The 19,740-nt window shown below is 70.3% G+C and carries 18 protein-coding genes and 1 riboswitch; of the genes, 12 read left to right on the top strand and 6 right to left on the bottom strand.

Annotation, left to right across the window (positions count from 1 at the left end):
• Positions 1–386: 386 nt before the first annotated feature.
• Both IO29_RS39640 and IO29_RS22945 read right to left on the bottom strand, forming a co-directional pair.
• The gene (locus IO29_RS39640) at positions 387–692 is read right to left on the bottom strand and encodes a hypothetical protein (protein WP_030382915.1); all 306 of its coding nucleotides are present in this window, start codon (positions 690–692) and stop codon (positions 387–389) included.
• Positions 693–1,038: 346 nt separating this feature from the next.
• Positions 1,039–2,661, bottom strand: coding sequence for an MFS transporter (locus tag IO29_RS22945; RefSeq protein ID WP_030382914.1), 1,623 nt, complete (start codon positions 2,659–2,661; stop codon positions 1,039–1,041).
• 136 nt (positions 2,662–2,797) lie between these two features.
• Between IO29_RS22945 and IO29_RS22940 the strand changes: the two genes are divergently transcribed.
• The 3 genes from IO29_RS22940 (at position 2,798) to IO29_RS22930 (ending at position 5,729) form a co-directional block, all read left to right on the top strand.
• Positions 2,798–3,430: a TetR family transcriptional regulator gene (locus tag IO29_RS22940; RefSeq protein ID WP_030382913.1), complete on the top strand. Its 633-nt coding sequence runs from the start codon at positions 2,798–2,800 to the stop codon at positions 3,428–3,430.
• Between the two features lie 148 nt (positions 3,431–3,578).
• Complete coding sequence (locus tag IO29_RS22935) at positions 3,579–4,796, top strand: alpha/beta hydrolase (RefSeq protein ID WP_030382912.1); 1,218 nt, start codon at positions 3,579–3,581, stop codon at positions 4,794–4,796.
• Positions 4,797–4,862: 66 nt separating this feature from the next.
• The gene (locus tag IO29_RS22930) at positions 4,863–5,729 is read left to right on the top strand and encodes a DUF4429 domain-containing protein (RefSeq protein WP_030382911.1); all 867 of its coding nucleotides are present in this window, start codon (positions 4,863–4,865) and stop codon (positions 5,727–5,729) included.
• A gap of 12 nt (positions 5,730–5,741) precedes the next feature.
• On the opposite strand, the gene IO29_RS22925 is transcribed toward IO29_RS22930, so the two are convergent.
• Positions 5,742–6,203 (bottom strand): MerR family transcriptional regulator, encoded by a 462-nt coding sequence (locus IO29_RS22925; RefSeq protein WP_030382910.1) that lies wholly within the window; start codon positions 6,201–6,203, stop codon positions 5,742–5,744.
• Between the two features lie 135 nt (positions 6,204–6,338).
• Here IO29_RS22925 and IO29_RS22920 point away from each other — a divergent pair, with 135 nt between their 5' ends.
• Both IO29_RS22920 and IO29_RS22915 read left to right on the top strand, forming a co-directional pair.
• A complete protein-coding gene (locus IO29_RS22920; RefSeq protein WP_030382909.1) occupies positions 6,339–6,824 on the top strand; it encodes a GNAT family N-acetyltransferase in 486 nt (161 codons plus the stop codon).
• Between the two features lie 52 nt (positions 6,825–6,876).
• Complete coding sequence (locus IO29_RS22915; RefSeq protein ID WP_030382908.1) at positions 6,877–7,710, top strand: serine hydrolase domain-containing protein; 834 nt, start codon at positions 6,877–6,879, stop codon at positions 7,708–7,710.
• 19 nt (positions 7,711–7,729) lie between these two features.
• Here IO29_RS22915 and IO29_RS22910 read toward each other — a convergent pair whose 3' ends face one another.
• Positions 7,730–8,044, bottom strand: a complete 315-nt coding sequence (locus IO29_RS22910; protein WP_030382907.1) for a DMT family transporter — start codon at positions 8,042–8,044, stop codon at positions 7,730–7,732.
• 14 nt (positions 8,045–8,058) lie between these two features.
• A riboswitch (guanidine-III (ykkC-III) riboswitch) is annotated at positions 8,059–8,121 on the bottom strand.
• Positions 8,122–8,789: 668 nt separating this feature from the next.
• Between IO29_RS22910 and IO29_RS22905 the strand changes: the two genes are divergently transcribed.
• The 3 genes from IO29_RS22905 (at position 8,790) to IO29_RS22895 (ending at position 13,776) form a co-directional block, all read left to right on the top strand.
• The gene (locus tag IO29_RS22905; RefSeq protein WP_030994001.1) at positions 8,790–10,214 is read left to right on the top strand and encodes a hypothetical protein; all 1,425 of its coding nucleotides are present in this window, start codon (positions 8,790–8,792) and stop codon (positions 10,212–10,214) included.
• A 222-nt stretch (positions 10,215–10,436) separates the two neighbouring features.
• The gene (locus IO29_RS22900) at positions 10,437–11,924 is read left to right on the top strand and encodes a hypothetical protein (protein WP_030382905.1); all 1,488 of its coding nucleotides are present in this window, start codon (positions 10,437–10,439) and stop codon (positions 11,922–11,924) included.
• 142 nt (positions 11,925–12,066) lie between these two features.
• Positions 12,067–13,776 (top strand): hypothetical protein, encoded by a 1,710-nt coding sequence (locus tag IO29_RS22895; protein WP_106969824.1) that lies wholly within the window; start codon positions 12,067–12,069, stop codon positions 13,774–13,776.
• 26 nt (positions 13,777–13,802) lie between these two features.
• Here the strand turns inward: IO29_RS22895 and IO29_RS22890 are convergent, their stop codons facing one another.
• Positions 13,803–14,771, bottom strand: a complete 969-nt coding sequence (locus IO29_RS22890) for a DMT family transporter (RefSeq protein ID WP_030382903.1) — start codon at positions 14,769–14,771, stop codon at positions 13,803–13,805.
• A 157-nt stretch (positions 14,772–14,928) separates the two neighbouring features.
• On the opposite strand from IO29_RS22890, the gene IO29_RS22885 reads away from it, so the two are divergent.
• Positions 14,929–15,381 (top strand): Lrp/AsnC family transcriptional regulator, encoded by a 453-nt coding sequence (locus IO29_RS22885; RefSeq protein ID WP_030382902.1) that lies wholly within the window; start codon positions 14,929–14,931, stop codon positions 15,379–15,381.
• 53 nt (positions 15,382–15,434) lie between these two features.
• On the opposite strand, the gene IO29_RS22880 is transcribed toward IO29_RS22885, so the two are convergent.
• On the bottom strand, positions 15,435–16,085 hold the full coding sequence (locus tag IO29_RS22880) for a pirin family protein (RefSeq protein ID WP_030382901.1): 651 nt from the start codon (positions 16,083–16,085) through the stop codon (positions 15,435–15,437).
• Between the two features lie 173 nt (positions 16,086–16,258).
• On the opposite strand from IO29_RS22880, the gene IO29_RS22875 reads away from it, so the two are divergent.
• The 3 genes from IO29_RS22875 to IO29_RS22865 all read left to right on the top strand — a co-directional run bounded on the left by IO29_RS22875 (position 16,259) and on the right by IO29_RS22865 (position 19,545).
• Entirely contained in the window at positions 16,259–17,464 is a 1,206-nt protein-coding gene (locus IO29_RS22875) for a PucR family transcriptional regulator (protein ID WP_030382900.1), read from the top strand.
• A gap of 90 nt (positions 17,465–17,554) precedes the next feature.
• The gene (locus IO29_RS22870; protein ID WP_030382899.1) at positions 17,555–18,502 is read left to right on the top strand and encodes an ACP S-malonyltransferase; all 948 of its coding nucleotides are present in this window, start codon (positions 17,555–17,557) and stop codon (positions 18,500–18,502) included.
• An 11-nt stretch (positions 18,503–18,513) separates the two neighbouring features.
• On the top strand, positions 18,514–19,545 hold the full coding sequence (locus tag IO29_RS22865; protein WP_030382898.1) for a ketoacyl-ACP synthase III: 1,032 nt from the start codon (positions 18,514–18,516) through the stop codon (positions 19,543–19,545).
• Positions 19,546–19,740 lie beyond the last annotated feature (195 nt).

Here is a 19,740-nt window from a genome sequence, read left to right as displayed (position 1 = left end):
GGCCGCTCGCGCAGTTCCCCGCGCCCCTCGAAGAGCGCGGGAGAGCTCGGGTGGCCTGGGTTGTTCGGCGGCTGACGGTGCGTCGTGGCTTGTCGCGCAGTTCCCCGCGCCCCTTGGAAGCAGGGGGCGCCCCCGGCTTTCAGGGGCGCGGGGAACTGCGCGAGAAGGCCCCACCCACCCGCACCCGCCCACGAACCCGTCCCTCCCGAGCTCCTGGGCGCCCCCGGGGTCCAAGGGGCGGAGCCCCTTGTTGAGGGACGGGAATGGGTAGGGGCGGCGGGGGCGAAAAACCCCCGGGGAACCCCCGGACTCCGCACCGCCCGGAGGGCAAAGGCAGGGCCCCCGGCGCGCCGTCGCCGAGGGCCCTCTTTCCTCTCGCCCGGGGGTCAGAACAGCCCGCCCCCCGGCCCCGCCGCCCCTACGATCCAAACGACCGCGAGCAGCGTGTCAATCGCGCCCAGCACAAGGGCGACAAGCGCCGGCACCGACCGTGACCCCGCCCAGCTCCGCCCCATGGCGAGCCAGCCGCAGACCACGGCCACCGGGCCGAGAACGATCCCCAGCACAAAGAATCCGGCGATCGCACAGATCAGTCCGACGATGCCGAGCGTCGCGCGATCCGGCCCACTCCGAGACCCCATCCGGCCCCGTGAGCGGGGGTGCGTACGCGAACTGTGTCCGAAGCCCGCCATATCAACTCCCAGAACTAGTCCGTCAGTTCGGGCCTGACATGCGGGTACCCCCGATTCGGTGGACAATCCCCCGCCACACCACGGGTTCCCGGCCGGGCGGCCGCGCCGTCCCCCTCCGACAGCGCGGCCGCGGACCGCGACGCCCCCCGATCCACCGGCCACGCATAGGCCGTACGGAGGACTTGACCCACTGTGACGCGCGCCCCGCCCCACCGGCCAGGGAACGACACCCCCCTCACCCGGATAGGCGAACCGCGGCGGCGCACACACCGGGACGCACACACCGGCGCGCACACACTGGCGCGCTCACACCGGCACCGGCCGGTCCCCCCGGCCGGCCGGCCCGTCAGATGTGCGCACCCCCCGCCCCCGCCTCCGCGTTGTCCCCCCGCTTCGTGAGGAGCGCCACCAGCACCGCCACCGCCGCGACCCCCGCGGCGACCAGGCAGGCCAGGCTCATGCCGGAGATGAACGTGTCGTGCGCGACGTCGGTGATCTTCGCGGCGATCCCCGCCGGGGTGCCCGGCTGCACCGGCGCGATGCCCTGCTGCACGGCCCCCGACGCCTGGTCGAGCTGCTCGGGCGTGAGCGGCGGCAGCTTGGCGTCGGCCCAGTTGTCCGCGAACGTGTTGTCGACCTTGGAGGCCATCACGGCGCCCAGCACGGCGGTGCCGAGGCTGCCGCCGATCTGCATCGCGGCCTGCTGGAGCCCGCCGGCCACCCCGGACAGCTCCAGCGGGGCGTTGCCCACGATGACCTCGGTGGCGCCGACCATGACCGGCGCGAGCCCCAGGCCGAGCAGCGCGAACCACAGCGACATGACGGCGCTGCCGCTGTTCGCGTCGAGCCGCGACATGCCGAACATGGCGATCGCGGTGCACGCCATGCCGCCGGCCAACGGGATGCGCGGCCCGACCTTGGTGATCATCGCGCCGGCCAGCGGCGAGCCGACGATCATCATTCCGGTGAGCGGCAGCAGATGCGTACCGGCGTCGACCGGGCTCATGCCGTGCACGTTCTGAAGATAGAAGGTGACGAAGAACAGGCCGCCGAGGAACGCGATGGCCATCAGCACCATCAGCACCACACCCGCCGACAGCGGCACCGAGCGGAACATCGCCAGCGGGATCAGCGGCTCCTTGACCTTGGTCTCCCAGAAGGCGAACAGGGCGAAGCCGAGCAGCGAGGCGGCGATGAACGTCCATGTCAGGCCGTCGCCCCAGCCCCAGGTGGGGGCCTTGATGAGCGCCCAGACCAGGCAGAACATCGCGGCGGACAGCAGCACGATGCCGAGGACGTCGAAGGAGCGCGGGGCGTTCTTCGCGCGGTGGTCGGTGAGGATCAGCAGGCCGAGGACGAGCGCGACGGCGCCGACCGGCACGTTGATGAAGAAGACCGACTGCCAGCTGACGTGCTCGACCAGCACACCGCCGAGGATCGGGCCGCCCGCGGTGGAGGCGCCGATGACCATGCCCCAGATGCCGATGGCCATGTTCAGCTTCTCGGCCGGGAAGGTGGCGCGCAGCAGACCGAGCGCGGCCGGCATCAGCAGCGCGCCGAACAGGCCCTGGCAGACCCGGAAGACGATCACGAAGGCGATGCTGCTGGACAGCCCGATCGCGCCGGAGGCGGCGGCGAAGCCGACCACGCCGATCAGGAACGTCTGCCGGTGTCCGAACCGGTCGCCGAGCTTGCCCGCGGTGATCAGCGAGACGGCGAGGGCGAGGAAGTAGGCGTTGGTGATCCACTGGACGTCGGCCAGGCTGGCGTCGAGGTCCCTGGCGATCGCGGGGTTGGCGATGGCCACGATGGTGCCGTCGAGGGCGACCATCATCACGCCGATCGCGACGGATATCAGGGTGAGCCACGGGCGGCCGCGCAGGCCGGTAGTGGCGGGAGCGGAGTCGGACGGCGAGTCCGGGCCGTTGTCGCCGGGCCCCTTCGCGTCGACGGTGGACTGACTAGTCATGCCGTCGAGGCTAGTGACAGCCACTGACAAACGACAAACCGATTCAGATGCCGGTGACTGACAATCCGGTGGCCGGCAGGTGTCGCCCCGGGCGCGACTACCCTGACCTGGGACGAAGAAAGGAACCACGACCGTCATGGACACGGCATCCCGGCCCGGGCTGCGCGAACGGAAGAAGCAGCGCACGCGCGACACGCTGCTGCGCCGGGGGCTGGAACTGTTCACCACCCAGGGCTACGAGCACACGACCGTCGACGAGATCGCCGAGGCCGTCGACGTCTCGCAGCGGACCTTCTTCCGCTACTTCGCGGGCAAGGAGGACGTCGTCTTCTTCGTGCAGGACGTCGTCGAGTCGCACTTCGTCGCGGAGATCCGCCGGCGCCCGGCCGGGGAGGCGCCGCTGGAGGCACTGCGGCAGGCGGTGCTGACCGGCTGGGACCGCATCGGGGAGGCGATCGAGGAACTCGTCCCCGTCGGACTGCACCTGCGCACGTACCAGCTGATCGGGGAGACGCCGGCGCTGCTCGCGATCCATCTGCGGCGGTCGGCGGAGTGGGAGGAGCAGATCGCCCGGATCATCGCCGCCCGCGAGGGCATCGATCCGGACGCCGATCCCCGCCCCCGGGTCGCGGTCGCGCTCTTCGGCGGTGTGATGAGGGTCACCGAACGGATGTGGTCCACCGGCGGCGACATCAGCGTGGCGGCGATGCGGGAGCTGACCGTGCGCCACCTCGACGCGATCGGTCCGGCGCTCGCCCGCAGTTGGTGACGGGGGCGAAGCCATCCGCCTCCGGCCTCGCCGCGGGGACTGACGGCCGGTCACCGAACGCGTGTATGCCACAGTTTTCCCACAGGAAACGTGAGACGCGTCACTAGGCCGACGTGAGACCGTCCCGTTCTCCTAGTGTGTCCTCCCAGTGACTTCCTTCGACACCTCCCCCCAACTCAACGTCTGGCGTGCGAGCCTCGCGCTGGCCGTGGTGTTCGTGATGCTGGCGACCACCGGCTGGACCGCGGTCCGCGGCCACCGCGGCACCACGGCACTCCAGTCCTCGCGCTCCGCCTGGGAGCACGGCCGCCTGGCCGGGCACCGGCTGCCGGACCCCGACGCGGCGCCCGCGCGGCTGGCCCGGTTCTTCGCCTCCCTCGACACCCGCCAGCGCTCCCGGCTCGTCCACCGCTATCCGCTCGCGGTGGGCAACATGAACGGGGCGCCGGTCGGACTGCGGTACGAGGCCAACCGGATCGCGCTCGCCCGTCAGCGTGACCTCGAACGCAGACGGACGCACGACGTCCGGCTGTCGGCCGTCGGCCATCAGGAGGCGCGCCGCCTCATGCACCGGTTCGAGTCGCTGCTGCGGCCCGGCCGGCAGATCCTCGCGTTCGACCCCGCGGGCTCGGGCCGGATCGCGGAGGTCTTCGGCGACCTGGGCCGCGCCGACCGGATCTCCCTCGTCGTCCCCGGCGTCGACACCGATCTGCTCACCTTCCAGCGCAGCGACCGCAGATACACCGCCCCCGTCGGCATGGCGAAGTCGCTGTACCGGGCGGAGCGCGCGGCGGACGGCGGGACGCGCACGGCGGTGATCGCCTGGGCCGACTACACCGCGCCCGCCGGGCTCGGCATCGAGGCGGCCACCGCGATGCGCGCCGAGGACGGCGCGGTCCGGCTCAACGCCCTGCTGCGGGCGCTGCCCGGCCGTGCCCCCGTCGCGCTGTACTGCCACAGCTACGGCTCGGTGCTGTGCGGGGTCGCCGCCCGCCATCTGCCCGCGCGGGTCTCGGACATCGCGGTGGCCGGCAGCCCCGGCATGCGCACCCAGACGGCCGCCGGGCTCGACACCTCGGCCCGCGTCTGGGCGATGCGGGACGCCGACGACTGGATCCAGGACGTGCCGTACCTGGAGGTCGGCGGCCTCGGCCACGGCGCCGACCCGGTCTCCCGGGGCTTCGGCGCCCGGGTGCTCTCGGCACGGGACGCGGAGGGACACACCGGGTACTTCGTCCCGGGCACCGACAGCCTGCGGAACTTCGCCGGCATCGGCGTGGGGGCGTACGACACGGTGGCGTGCGCCCAGGACAACGACGGGTGCCGGGCGGGTCTGTCCGGCACGACGACGGCCGGACGCGCGTAGAGACGCAGGAATTGCGGTCTGCCCGGGGTGGCGACGGAGGGACACATGCCGCATACGATGAGCCGCATGGGTGACGTACTGGCCGGAGCTCACGCCACGTGGGAATTCGAGTCCGACTCCGTGCGCATCCGCTTCGAACGGGGGATTCGTACGCCGAAGCTGTTCCAGGCGCTCGGCGCGCGCGAGGTCCCCCTGGAAGCGATCGCGGGGGTGACGCTGGCACCGGGCCGGCGCGGCACGGTGGTGCTGCGCGTGGTGCCCAGGCCCGGGGCGGATCCACTGATGGACGCGGCCGCGGGCCAGCTCAAGGAGGGGTGCGACCCCTACCGGCTGGTGCTCCCCGCCGACCGCGAGACGCTCGCCGAGTACTACGCGGACGAGATACGGGCCCTGCTCCCGGACGACCCCGAGGAGCGCGCGGCACCGGCCGAGGCGTACCTCGTGGCACCGCCGGAGGGGCCCCGGCAGTTCAAGGCGTACGACGGGAAGGCGTCGTTCGACGGGACGACGGTGTCGTTCCGCTGGTCCTGGACGGGCGCGTCCTCCGCGAAGTGGAAGGCGGGCGACCAGCGTTATCCGGTGGGCTCGCTGAGCGGGGTGGAGTGGCGCTCGCCGGAGGTGCTGGAGGGGCATCTGCGGCTGCTGCCGCGCGGGGAGGCCGGGCAGTCCGCGGCCGCCCAGCCGGACCAGGACCCGGCGGCCGTCGTCTTCGGCCTGGGGTACGGCCCGGTGCACGAGTCGCTGCCGTTCGCGGCGGCGGTCCTGGCGGCGGTCCGCGCCACCGGCCCGGCGCCGGCCCTCGCCACCGCCCCCCGCCGCGACCCGGCCGACATCGCCGACCGCATCCGCCACCTCGGCGAACTCCACGAGGCGGGCCTCGTCACGGACGAGGAATTCACGGCGAAGAAGACGGAGCTGCTGGCGGAGTTGTAGGGGGCCGCGCTCTCAGGCGGCCCCGTCCCCGCCCCGCTCCGCGTAGAACGCCAGCTTGTGGTCCAGTACGGCGAGCGTGTCCCGGAGTTCCTCGATCCGCGTCAGCACATCCCTCCGCGTCGACTCCAGCAGCCCGTACCGCTCCCCGAACGTGTGGTCGCCCTCGCGCACGAGCTCGGCGTACCGCACCATGTCGGCCACCGGCATCCCCGTGAGCCGGAGCTTGCCGACGAACGCCAGCCAGTCCAGGTCGCGGTTGCTGTACCGGCGCTGCCCGGTGTGCGACCGGTCCACGTGCGGCATCAGCCCGATCCGCTCGTACCAGCGCAGGGTGTGCGCCGACAGCCCCGTGACGGCCACGACCTCGCTGATCGTGTACTGGTCCTGCCCGTCGGGCCGCCGGTGCGGATGCGGCGGGGCGGCGCAGCTGTCGGTCCTGGGGCTGGTGGCAGGGGTGGTCTCCATCACCGTCATGACCCCCACGCTAGAACGTTGGAGTGCACTCCAGGCAAGTCACCGCGGACGCGGACGGACGACGCCGTGCGAGGCCCGGCAGGGCGCCCGAAAACCCGGAGACGCGTCCCCGCCCGCCCGGCTACCGTGCGCCGCATGAGCCTCGTACGCCGTGCCGCACCCGAGGACGCGGAGGAAGTCCTGCGTCTGCGCCAGGTCATGCTCGACTCCGTGTTCCCCACCGGCCGTGAGAAGCCGCCCACGGACTGGCACACCGAGTCCCTGCCGACCCTGCGCGCCCGTCTGGCCGACCCCGACGGCGGCCTCGCCGCGTTCGTCGTCGACCACCCGGATCCGGAGCGGCCGGGAATGCTGGCCGCCCTCGTCGTCGGAACACTGGAGTACCGGATAGGCCGGGCGGGCAATCCGCACGGCCGGGTCGGCCACGTCTTCAGCGTGGCCACCGACCCCGGCGCCCGTCGGCGCGGATACGCGCGGGCGTGCATGGAAGCGCTCCTGGACTGGTTCCGGGAACAGGGCACCGGGCAGGTGGACCTGAACGCGTCGGCGGCGGCCGAGCCGCTGTACGCCTCCCTCGGCTTCGTCCGCAAGCCGGACCCGAGCATGCGCCTCCAGCTCTGAGGCCCCGGCCCCTCGGTACGGCCGCGCGGGCGGCCCGCATAGTCTCGTAGGCATGTCTTCGCACAGCTCCCTGCGCAGCCTGACGCTGATCGACAACTGGCCGGTGCCGACCGCGGCGGCGGCCGTCGTCCGCGCGGACGGCACCGTGCTCGGCACGCACGGCCCGGCCGGCCACCGCTTCCCGCTGGCGTCGGTGACCAAGCCGCTCGCGGCGTACGCGGTGCTCGTCGCGTACGAGGAGGGCGCGGTCGAGCTGGACGAACCGGCGGGCCCGCCCGGCGCGACCGTCCGCCATCTCCTCGCCCACACCTCGGGCCTGGCCTTCGACGAGCCACGCGTCACATCGGCCCCCGGCGAGCGCCGGCTGTACTCCAACGCGGGCTTCGAGGCGCTGGGCGACCACGTGGCGAAGGCGGCGGACATGCCGTTCGCGGAGTACGCGCGCCAGGCGGTGCTGGAACCGCTGGGCATGACGTCGACGACGCTGGCCGGCTCCCCCGCGAAGGACGGCGTGTCGACCGTCGCCGACCTGGTCCGCTTCGCGGCGGAGGTGCAGTCGCCCCGCCTTCTCGACCCGCGCACGGTGGCGGAGGCGATGACGGTCCAGTACCCCGGCACGAAGGGCGTCCTGCCGGGGTACGGCCACCAGAACCCCAACGACTGGGGCCTCGGCTTCGAGATCCGCGACGGCAAGTCCCCGCACTGGACGGGCGCGTCCTCCTCGCCCCGTACGTTCGGCCACTTCGGCCAGTCGGGCACGTTCCTGTGGATCGACCCGGCGGCGGGCGCGGCGTGCGTGGCCCTGACGGACCGCGCGTTCGGCCCGTGGGCGACCGAGGCGTGGCCGCCGTTCACGGAGGCGGTACTGGAGGAACTGCGGGGCTGACGCCCTCCGCCGGGACCGGTCAGTGCACGATCTTCAACCCGGCCACGCAGCCCACGATGCCGGCGAGGAGCAGCAGCTTGAGCGGGGTGGCGGACTCACCGCCGAAGACCATGGCGTACGTCGCGGTGAGCACCGCCCCGATCCCGACCCAGACCGCGTACCCGGTCCCCACGGGCACGGTCCGCAACGCGTACGCGAGCCCGGTCATGCTCAGCCCGAGCCCCGCGAAGAAGAAGACACTCGGCACCAGCCGGCTGAGCCCGTCGGACTTGTCCAGCGCGGTGGCCCACACCGCCTCCAGCACCCCGGACACCACGAGCACGACCCACGCCACGACGACCACACTCCTCGGCGTCGTCTTGTCCTGACTGGGTACGGCGCGTCTCGTCCAGGAGCCGGTCGGGGCTCTGCTCCCACTGTGGCAGATATGCGGGGGTGGTCGTGCCCGAGACAGGGAACATGCCCGCCGAAAGCTGCCCGGCCCGGTCGATTCACCACCGTGGCTTCGGCGCCGGGCCCGAGACGCCGATCGGCTCGCTCACCGTCACGGTCGTGGGCGACCGGCCGCGCGAGCGGGGCATTCACCCTCGCCGCCGATGCTGCCGACGGGCACCCGCGCGCGGGGAACCCCGGGCTGTGCGACAGCCCGCGGAGGGCGAGGGCGGGGAGTAACCGACGTGATCAGCCCGGGGGAAACGCCCCCGTACACCGGCGGCTTCGCCGAGTCGCAGCAAGCCGCGTACCAGCCGTCCTCCTGTGTCTCGGTCATCCCGACCCGCGTACACACGGAGCCGGTATCCGCAACGGCGGTCAGGGCCTCCGTTCCGCTCGTCACCGTCGGCGCACGTGCCTGGCGGGCGTTCGTCGACGGGTTCGGTAGCCGCACGGGGCAACTGCCCGCACGTCTGCCCTCGCGGCCCTTGCCCTCGATGCACCGACATCTTGAGGTGAGACAAGGGACACCACGTCGGCCGGGAGGGCAAGCGATGGGCATACGCGAGGAAGAGAAGAGATTCCAGTCCTCCGCGGGCAGGAAGAGCAGGGCCGGTAATTCTGGTGTAAAGGCTCAAGACCGGGGGATGGCCGGCTTGCAGGCGACCGCCGGAAACGCGGCGGTCGTCCAGATGATTCGTTCGGTGCAACGCGCCGGCGGCCCCGCACCCGCGCCGACGACCTCGGACACCGATTCCGATTGGGAACTCGACGACGATGCGGTCGCGGCCCAGAAGTACATCGAAGAACATGTTCCCGACCTGGCGAACTGGGCGCGGGAGATGGATGAATCCAGTCCTTACGATTACATGACGGAGAAGGGCGCCCTCTGGGGGCCGGAGTTGGACTCCGGCGCCCCTCCCGGGCGCGCTTTCATTGCGTCGAGGTCGCAGAAGAACATCACCTCCATGGAACAGGAGATCGCGCCCGACGAAGGATGGCAGGACGCGGTGAGAGCGAAACTCGAAGCCGCATTGAGTACGCGCCAACTTCATCACTACACCACGCGGCAGCGAGCGGAAAAGGCCCTGGGAACATCGGGTTCCGGCCATATCGATTCCAAGGTCAAGTTGTTGGATGACAACCCCGGAAAGAACATCGAGCACAATACGCAAGACAAAGATGAGGAATTTCTCGCGAACGACGCGTTCGTCTTCTTCTTCATCAGCGAAGCCGATGCTCCATTCCGAAAAACAAGGTTTACCGAGGGTGACGCCAGCGGGCCCGCACGGATCGCCCTGCCGCTGAGCCGAATCACGGAGAGCGGCTGGATCATGCTCAACGATTTCATCGAGATCGAGCACCCGACACTTCGCTCCAACGCGGAGGGGGAGCTGCTGTCCTACCGGAGGGACGACGAATCGTCAGACAAATTCCACTCCCCAGAAGGAAAGGCGCAAGAAGGCCGCGACAAGATCAAAAAGTTCTGGCGACATTTTCGCGAACTCGACCGGAGAGCCAAAATCCTCACCACGACGCTGTCCGAAAACCCCGATCCGTCCGACAGGGAAGGGATTCTGGCGCTGGCCGATCTCCTCAAAGACATAAAGGAGGATTTCACAAAGGCGGGAGTGGCCGACGGCTATCGGAGGGTCGTCGCCGACGCCAGGGGTCATCTGGAGCGGGGCGCGCGATTCAACAGCCAGGTGCGACGCTTCGACGTGCTCCAGGACGGGGACAGGGTGCCGGAACACGGGTCGATGCGATACATGAAAGGAGCCGGTCACCGGAAAGCGGCGGACGCCAGGGCGGCAAAGGAAGTGCAGGAGTACACGGAGTATCTCCACAACAACACCCTGGCCGGCCCTCACGCCATCAAAGGACTGGCGCTCCGCGGTGTGTTGGAGATCTCCCGTATCGAACGCCAGGGCGGGCACGACGCACTGGTGAACAGGTTGAAGAACATGTCGGGCGACGAGCTGGCCAACGTGCTGCTAAAGGACTTCATCCGCCCCCAGGCCATGATCCCGTGGTCCGTGGCGATCACGCGCGGCGACGTGCAGTACCCCTGACACCGACGGTCCCGCCTCTGCGCCAATGGCCCACCCTCTTGCCCTCGAGCCTCTTGCCCGTCGCGCGACGGCGCCTTGAATGGACAAGGACACCGCCTTGGTCAGGAAGAGGACACCATGCGCCCGCATCGGGAGGACGACAAGGGCAACCGGCCCCCCGCAGACCGAAGGAACGCCTCCGGGCACCGGCGTCCGGCGCCCTTGTCGGACCAGGGCAGGGAAATGGCCGAGCTGCAAGCCACCGCCGGAAACGCGGCGGTCGTCCAGCTGCTCCGCGGCCACGGTGACGTGCCGGTGCAACGGGTCCCTGCTGCCGCGCCCACCACCCCGGTCACCGGCGTCCCGCGGGCCAACCCGTTTCAGATGCATGAATTCCACCTGGCCCTGCGGCACTCCCTCGCGCAGGACTACATTCGGCGGAACGTTCCCAGCCTGGGAAACTGGGTGAAGAATGCCGACCACTCCGCCGTCTTCCACCACATGAAGGACACCGGGCGTCTGTGGCAGCACCGGCCACAGCCCGGAAATCCGCAGGGCGAGGCGTATGTCGCGTCGATGTCCGACACGAACATCACCTCGATGCGGAACGAAGTGGGATCCGACGAGGGATGGCAGAGCACGGTACGGGGGAAACTCGAAGCCGCCCTGGCCACCCGCATGCTCCATCACTACACGTCGCAAGAGAAAGTGCAGGGCATGCTCGGCCAGTCCGGCTCCGGCGCACTCAAGTCAAGAAAGCACCTGCTGGCCGAAGACCCCTCCTTCACCGGCGACCACGCGATGGACTTCGACAAGCAGGACCTCGCGAACGATGCGTTCGTCTTCTTCTTCATCGACAAGAAGAACGCTCCGTTCCGGGACACGAGGTTCGTCGAGGACAAGCGCCGGGCGGCACGCATCGCCCTGCCGTTGAGCCATCTCGCGGAGAGCGGGTGGATCATGCTCAACGACTTCAAGGAACTGGAGTACCCGACACTTCGCTCCGACGACGAGGGAAACCTTCTCTCCTACCGGAGGGACGACTACAAGGGGCAGGTGGCCCAGGCCCCGGAGGAGAAGCTGCTCTTCGCCCGGATCGCGCTCAGGGACATATGGGACGACTTCCCCGACCTCGACGACCGCATCGAGGAACTCGCCAAGTTGCTCTCCGCGACGGCCCAGGGCTCCACGGATTCCCTCAGTCCCTCCGACGTGCAGAACATCGTCGGTATGGCGGAGCTCCGCAAGGAGGCGAACGAACAGTTCGCGCGTGCGGGCCTGACCGACCGGGTTCGTATGCTGTCCAGCGAAGTCACGACCCAGTTCGAAAAGAGTATGCGATTCAGTAATCAGGTGCGCCGCTTCGATCCGCATATGAACACCTCGCTGAGATCCACACTGAAGTCGGGGACCACGCGGTACACGACGGGCGGGCACCACGCGGAACACCGGCACGCCGAGGCGGCCGACGAGGTGAAGCGGTACAACGAACTCCTCAGCGGCAACATCCTGGCCGGATCGCATGTCATTCCGGGGCTCGCGCTGCGTGGCGTACTGGAGATCTCCCGCATCGAACGCCAAGGCGGAAACGACGCCCTGGTAAGGAAACTGAAGAGCAAGTCGGGCGACGAGCTGGCCGACATACTTCTCAGGGATTTCATACGCCCGCAGGCAATGCTCCCATGGTCCGTGGCGGTCACACGCGGCGACGTGCAGTATCCCTCACGTTGACGGGGGCCTCACACGTCCAGGGCCGGAGGCGCGGGCGTGAGGCCTGGGTTGCCCGGATGCCTGTCCCGGAGGCTCTTGTCCGTGCTGCGCCGGCGGCTTGAGGTGAGACGAGGAACACCACGCCTGACGGGGAGGGGAAGCAGTGGGCGTACGCGAGGAAGGCAAGGAAGGTCAGTTCTCCGCGGGGCGGAAGAGCGGGGCCGGGGGCGCCCGTCCCGGGGCTTCGAAAGGGCGCGCCCAGGGAATGGCCGGTTTGCAGGCGACCGCCGGAAACGCGGCAGTCGTGCAGATGCTCCGTCGGACGGGCCACCCACGGGTGGGCGACGTGGGCGGAGGGCATAGCCACGACGACAGCGCGCGGGGGGAGGCCTACGACGTCACGTCGGTGCAGCGCGCCCCGGCCACCGGTGCGCCGGGGACCGGCTCGTTCCAAGCCGCCGCGGCATACGATCCGGACTACGATTCGACCTCCGACGAATCAGAATACGACATGCATTCCCCCGAGGAAGAGGCACAGGAATACATTCGTCGGCACCTCCCCGAGCTGACGCAGTGGGCGGTCATGCAGGACGAGTTCGAGGCCTACCACTACATGTCGAACGAAGGTGAGCTCTGGCAGCAGCTGAGGAAGGACGGGAGCCCCGCCGCCCCTCCGGGGCGCGCTTTCTTCGGAACGATGTCCCGCCACAACATCGCCTCCATGTACCAGCAGGTGGCGCCCGTCCATGGCTGGCGGGATGCGGTGAGAGCGAAACTCGAAGCCGCTCTGGCCACCCGCGAACTTCACCACTACACCTCGCGGCGGCGGGCGGAGAAAGCCGTGGGCGCATCGGGTTCCGGCGAGCTCGCTTCCCGATTGAAGTTGATGTACGACAATCCCGACCAGGACATCCACCACAACGCCCAGGATGTCGACGAGAATGACTTGGCGAACGACAGGTTCGTCTTCTTCTTCATCGACAAGGCGGGAGCTCCGTTCCGGGAGACCAGGTTTTCCGGAGGCGACGACAGCGGGCCGGCCCGGGTCGTCGTGCCGCTGAGCCGCGTCGCGGAGAGCGGCGGATGGGTGATGCTCAACGATTTCGATGACGCTGAGTACCCGACGCTTCGTTCCACCCCGGAAGGTGACCTGCTTGCGTACAGGAGGGACGAACGCAAGAAAAAACATTCACCGGAAGGAAAGGCGGACCAGGCCGGAAAAAGAATCAAGGCACTCTGGAGACGATTCCCCGCGCTCAACGAAAAAGCTCAGACGCTCGCCAAGAACCTGCATGAATCTCCCGATCCTGCCAAGAAGGAAAAGGTGCTCGAACTGGCCGGCCTCATCAAAGAAATAAAACAGACATTCGCGCAGGAGGGTGTCGCAGAAGAATATCGGAGGCTCACCGAGAGCGCCAGGAGCAATCTCGAAACAGGCGCCAGGCACAGTAGAGAGGTGCGGCGCTTCCATCCTGTCACGATCGAAGAGAGCGGCTCCGACTCGGACGAGGACGGCGGTTTCGGCTCTCACGAAGAAGACGGTCTCGACGTGAACGGGACGATGCACTACACGCGGGGCGCCGACCTGCGGAGCCGCGAGGAGGCCGAGGCGGCGGACGCGGTGAGGAAGTACAAGGAGACCGTCACCAGCAACGTTCTGGTCGGTCCGCACGTGATTCCGGGGCTCGCGCTCCGCGGCGTACTGGAGATCAGCCGTATCGAACGCCAGGGCGGGCACGACGCACTGGTGAACAGGCTGAAGAGCATGTCGGGCGACGAGCTGGCCGACATGCTGCTCAGGAACTTCATCCGCCCGCAGGCCATGCTCCCGTGGTCCGTGGCGATCACCAAAGGTGACGTGCAGTACCCCTGAGCCTGGCGGTCACCTGATTCCGCCGGTCACCGCGGCCGGGGCTCGGCCGGTGCCGGTGCGGGCGCCGCGACGGGCGTGGCGGAGGCCGGTTCCGGCTCCACCGGTGCTCCCCGGCCCCGTTCGGCCATGCCCAGCGCCACCCCCGCGATGATGACGACGCCGCCCAGCGCCTGGACCGGGTGGAGGGACTCGCCGTTGAGGACCACCGCGCCGGCGACGCCGAAGACCGGGACCAGGTTGAGGATGTTCACCGCGACGCTCGACGCCATCCTGCGCAGGCCGTAGTTGTAGAGCAGGAAGCCGCCGACCGAGCAGGCCACGGCCAGGTAGACGATGAGCGACGAGGCGGTCGCGTCCGGGACCTGCCAGTCGCCCGCCTCCAGCAGCGAGGCGAGGAGGAAGCCCGCCGCGCCCGCCAGGGTCTGGTAGTACGTGACGCTCATGGCGTTCTGGCCGGCGCTCGCGCGCTTGCCGAGGATGTTGTAGCCGGCCCAGGCCAGCCCGCCGAGGAGCAGCAGGACGTCGCCCACCCACCGCGAACTGCCGCCGGTCTCCGCGCCGCTGCGGACCACGAGGACCGCGCCGACCGTGGCCAGCAGCACGCCCGACACCCGCGTCCATGGCATCCGGTCGCGCAGGGTGAGCAGTTCCAGCAGCATCGTCATCAGCGGGTAGGTGGCGACGATCAGCGACGCGTCGGACGCCGTCGACATGTCGACGCCGATGTTCTCCAGGACGAAGTAGACGGTGATGCCGAGGAAGCCGCTCACATAGAGCTGCCGCCGCTGCCGGGCGTCCGGCCGGGCCGGGCGGTGCCGGTTCAGCCGTATCACCAGACCCAGGAGTAACGCGGCCATGGTGAACCGCAGCGCGCCGATGCTCAGCGGCCCGACGTCGTCCAGGACCCGTTTGGTCACCGCGTACGAACTGCTCCAGAACAGCGCGGCCGCCACCACCGCGACCACCGCCCACACACCGGCTCCTCGCTCACGCATCCGGAGTCGCCCCCTCTTCCCTGCCGCCGCACGGGTCCCGCCGTTGAGCGGGCGCTTCCGAACGAACATCAGACAATGCTCGAAAAGGCTAACAACGTCATCGCAAGGAACGACTACCATCCGAATTATCTTCGGTAATCGGCAGAGTGAGGCACGCATGGACGAACTAGATTCGGCACTGGTGCGCATGCTCCAGGAGGACGGTCGGCGCACCAACCGGGACATGGCCCAGGCCCTCGGCATCGCCCCGTCCACGTGTCTGGAGCGGATCAGGTCGCTGCGCGAGCGCGGCATCCTGACGGGGTTCCACGCGGAGGCCGACCTCGCGGCGATCGGCCGCGGGTTGCAGGCCGTGATCGCCGTGCGGGTCCGGCCGCCGACGCGTGCGGTGATCGAGGCGTTCCAGGCGTTCCTGGAGCGGATGCCCGAGGTGATCTCGCTCTTCGTCCTCACCGGGAACGACGACTTCCTCGTGCACGTCGCCGTGCGCGACACCGACCATCTGCACGCGGTGGTCCTGGACAAGCTGACGAAGCGTCCGGAACTGGCCGACGTACGGACCTCGGTGGTCTACGGGCACATGCGCAAGAAGGTCGTCGGGCCGGCGTGAGGCACCCCGGGCCGCCTCACCGGGCCGGCGGCACCGTCTCCTTCGCGGCCGCTTCAGGCCATCTCCCAGAGCAGGAACTCCGCCCGGGTCTCCGCCACCGCCGCCATGTCCTCGGGGTGGGTGAGGCGGGCGGCGTCGCCCGGGTGCAGGTGCTCGCCGTCCAGGGTGATCTCGCCGCGGACGACGTGGACGTAGACGTACGGGGCCTCGGGGACGGCCGTGCGGGCGCCGGGGGTGAGGCGGCGGACGTGGAGCATGGCGCCGGCGGCGGGGAGGGCGTACGGGGTGGAGTCCGCGATGCCGGGGACGACCGCGTAGGAGGGGGTGCCGCCGGGGTCGCGGGGGGCCAGCCACATCTGGAGGAAGGTGAGGGGCTCGTCGCCGTCGTTGCGTTCGACGTGGCGGACGCCGGAGGCGGCGCTGAGGTGCTGGACGTCGCCGGGGCGGACGACGGTGGCGTGGCCGGCGTCGTCGCGGTGGGTGAGTTCGCCCTCGACGACCCAGGTGACGATCTCGGTGTGGCTGTGGGGGTGTTCGTCGAAGCCGGCGCCGGGGGCGAGGTGTTCCTCGTTGCAGGCGATGAGGGGGCCGAAGCGGAGGTTGTCGGGGTCGTAGTGGGGGCCGAAGGAGAAGGCGTGGCGGGTCGTTATTCCGGTGGGTTCGGCTCCGCCGGGGTAGCGGGTGTCGGCGCGGCGTACGTCCATCACGGGGCCAACGGTAGCCCTGCGGGGCTTGGCATGTTCCGCTCGCCCCCGCCGCCCCTGCCCCTCCCGCCCCCGTGGCCGGTCGGGCAGTTCCCCGCGCCCTTTGGGGGCGCCCCCTCCGGGGGGTGACCCCGGCGCCGCGGCCTGGCGGCCCGATAAGGCAGTCTTGTTCCGTGTCCGAACCCGAAGCCGGCTCCGCCGGTCCCTCCGCGTCCTCTCCTCCTTCGCATGTCGCGACGCTGCGGCGGCTGGAGAAGTCCTCCGGGCGGCTCGCCGCGCAGGCGATCGCGCGGATGGACGAGACGCTGCCCTGGTACCGGGCGATGCCCGCCGAGAACCGGTCGTGGATCGGGCTGGTCGCGCAGGCCGGTATCGCCGCGTTCACCGAGTGGTTCCGGCACCCGGAGACCCCGCAGGCGATCTCCACGGACGTGTTCGGCACCGCGCCCCGGGAGCTGACCCGGGCGATCACGCTGCGGCAGACCGTGGAGATGGTGCGGACCACGATCGAGGTGATGGAGTCCGCCATCGACGAGGTGGCGGCCCCCGGCGACGAGTCCGTGCTGCGCGAGGCGCTGCTCGTCTACGCCCGCGAGATCGCCTTCGCCACGGCGCAGGTGTACGCGCAGGCCGCGGAGGCGCGCGGCGCCTGGGACGCCCGGCTGGAGTCGCTCGTCGTGAACGCCGTGCTGAGCGGGGAGGCCGACGAGGGCGCCGTCAGCCGGGCCGCCGCCCTCGGCTGGAACTCGCCGGACCATGTGTGCGTGGTGCTGGGGACCGCGCCCGACGGGGACAGCGAGCTGACGGTCGAGGCGATCCGGCGGGCGGCGCGGCACGCCAAGGTGCAGGTGCTCACCGGGGTGCTCGGGGACCGGCTGGTGGTGATCGCCGGGGGCAACAGCGACCCGTTGCAGGTCGCCAAGTCACTGATCGGGCCGTTCGCCGCGGGCCCCGTGGTGGCCGGTCCGATCGTGCCTGACCTGCTCGCCGCGACCCGCTCCGCGCAGGCCGCCGCGGCCGGACTGAAAGCGTGTTCGGCCTGGCAGGACGCCCCGCGCCCGGTGCTCGCCGACGATCTCCTGCCGGAGCGCGCGATGGCCGGGGACCCCTCCGCGCGCGAGCAGTTGGTGGAGGAGATCTACAGACCGCTGGAGGAGGCTGGCTCCGCGCTCCTGGAGACGCTCAGTGTCTATCTGGAACAGGCGTCCAGTCTCGAAGGCGCCGCCCGGATGCTGTTCGTTCACCCCAACACCGTGCGCTACCGGCTCCGACGTGTGACAGACGTCACCGGGTGGTCACCCTCTGATGTACGCTCCGCTTTCACCTTGCGGATCGCGCTGATCCTGGGGCGTCTGGTCGATGGAGATCCCCAGATCTAGGCTTTTTGTGGGGGGTCCACAAATCCCCCTGCTGTTCTTCGTCCTTGTCCCCACGGGCGGTCGTGGCCGTCCACAAGAGAGAGTGTGAGAGTGCTCGTACTCGTCGCTCCCGGCCAGGGCGCCCAGACGCCCGGCTTCCTGACCCCCTGGCTCGAACTCCCCGGTGCCGCCGACCGTGTTGCCGCGTGGTCGGACGCCATCGGGCTCGACCTCGTCCACTACGGCACCGAGGCCGACGCGGACGCGATCCGCGACACCGCGGTGGCGCAGCCGCTGCTGGTGGCCGCGGGCCTGCTGTCGGCGTCCGCCCTCGGCGACGTCGCCGTCCTCGCGCCCGGTGCGGTCGCGGGCCACAGCGTCGGCGAGATCACGGCCGCCGTGCTCGCCGGTGTCCTCGACGACACCGCCGCGCTGAAGCTGGTGCGCACCCGTGGCCTGGCCATGGCCGAGGCCTCGGCCGTCACCCCGACCGGGATGTCGGCGCTGCTCGGCGGTGACCCGGAGACCACGATCCCGCACCTGGAGAAGCTGGGGCTGACCCCGGCCAACGTCAACGGCGCGGGCCAGATCGTCGCCGCCGGCACGCTGGAGCAGTTGGAGGCGCTGGCCGGGGACAAGCCGGAGGGCGTGCGCCGGGTCGTCCCGCTGAAGGTCGCGGGCGCCTTCCACACGCACCACATGGCCCCCGCGGTCGAGGCGCTGGCGAAGGCCGCCGGCGAGCTGGCCCCCGCGGACCCGGCCGTCCCGTACGTGTCCAACAAGGACGGCCGTACCGTCACGGCCGGCACCGAGGTGCTTCAGCGGCTGGTCGGCCAGGTGGCCAACCCGGTGCGCTGGGACCTGTGCATGGAGACGTTCCAGGCGCTGGGCGCGACCGCGCTGCTCGAGGTGTGCCCCGGCGGCACCCTGACCGGTCTGGCCAAGCGCGCGCTGCCCGGCGTCAAGACGCTGGCGCTGAAGACCCCCGACGACCTCGCCGCCGCCCGTGAGCTCGTCGCCGAGGCGGCGACCCCTGCCGCCGACGCGGCGGGCGCCTGACAAGGAGCCCCATGTCGAAGATCAAGCCCGCCAAGGGCGCCCCGCACGCCCGTATTCTCGGCGTCGGCGGCTACCGCCCCGTACGCGTGGTGCCCAACGAGGTGATCCTGGAGAAGATCGACTCCTCCGACGAGTGGATCCGCTCCCGCTCCGGCATCGAGACCCGGCACTGGGCGAACGACGAGGAGACCGTCGCCGCCATGTCGATCGAGGCGGCCGGCAAGGCGATCGCGGACGCGGGGATCGCCGCGGAGCAGATCGGCGCCGTCGTCGTCTCCACCGTCTCGCACTTCAGCCAGACCCCGGCGATCGCCACCGAGATCGCGGACAAACTGGGCACCGACAAGGCCGCCGCGTTCGACATCTCGGCGGGCTGCGCGGGCTTCGGCTACGGGCTCACCCTGGCCAAGGGCATGATCGTCGACGGTTCCGCGGAGTACGCGCTGGTCATCGGCGTGGAGCGGCTGAGCGACCTGACCGACCTGGAGGACCGCTCGACGGCCTTCCTGTTCGGTGACGGCGCCGGCGCGGTCGTCGTCGGCCCCGCGCAGGAGCCGGGCATCGGCCCGACCGTGTGGGGCTCGGAGGGCGACAAGGCCGAGACGATCCGGCAGACCGTGCCGTGGAACGACTTCCACGTCGGCGACGTCTCGCGACTCCCGCTGGACAGCGCGGGGAACATCAAGTTCCCGGCGATCACCCAGGAGGGCCAGGCGGTGTTCCGCTGGGCCGTGTTCGAGATGGCGAAGGTCGCTCAGCAGGCGCTGGACGCGGCCGGGATCAGCCCGGACGAACTGGACGTCTTCATCCCGCACCAGGCCAATGTGCGGATCATTGACTCGATGGTGAAGACCCTCAAACTGCCGGAGCACGTCACGGTCGCCCGGGACATCCGCACCACCGGCAACACCTCGGCCGCCTCGATCCCGCTCGCGATGGAGCGGCTCCTGGCGACCGGCGAGGCGAAGAGCGGCGACACCGCGCTCGTCATCGGATTCGGGGCGGGTCTCGTCTACGCCGCCACGGTCGTTACCCTCCCCTAGGGGATGTCGGGCACATGAGCGCGGGAGAAGGAGCGGCGTTCGGCGCGTGCGATCGCAAGGCGCCGGAGCGCCCTCGTGGCGGAGCCACGTGGGCGGTTCGGCGACGCGGCGAGCGTGCGTGCCGGGCGTCGCGACGCCGCGGGCATGTGTCGGGCACCCCCAGCGCACCGGCCGGAATTCTCCGGCCCACGCCAC

The sequence above is a fragment of the Streptomyces sp. NRRL F-6676 genome (genome assembly GCF_000725625.1).
In the GTDB taxonomy this organism is placed as follows: domain Bacteria; phylum Actinomycetota; class Actinomycetes; order Streptomycetales; family Streptomycetaceae; genus Streptomyces.
Note: the sequence above shows the minus strand (reverse complement) of the source record. Positions and strands in the feature narration are given on the sequence as shown.